This is a genomic window from Colwellia sp. BRX9-1, from assembly GCF_014077195.1.
Classification (GTDB): Bacteria; Pseudomonadota; Gammaproteobacteria; order Enterobacterales; family Alteromonadaceae; genus Colwellia_A.
In genome coordinates, this window is sequence record NZ_JACGVM010000111.1 from 1 (window position 1) to 225 (window position 225).

1 pseudogene is annotated in these 225 nt (G+C 47.6%); it reads right to left on the minus strand.

Annotated features, from left to right (window positions below):
• Nucleotides 1-225 (minus strand): annotated as a pseudogene (locus H4J76_RS20360) (transposase); the annotation flags it as partial.

Consider the following 225-nt stretch of genomic DNA (forward strand, 5'->3'; position numbering starts at 1 on the left):
GGCATTTGCTTTACCGTGTGCGCGCTTTAACCCCACGTGCTCAGTAAATTCACACAAATGCTCTGCGGTGCCCACCGCGCCCGTGAATATACCTTCAAAGTTTGTGGTGAGTTTGAGCCAACTTTCATCGCTGATGTGAAGTCTTGACAGTATATTTGCGGTTTTGTTATCGATAGCGCCTCGTTTGTCTGCTCTTATTACGCGACCTGTTTCATCTACAAGGGT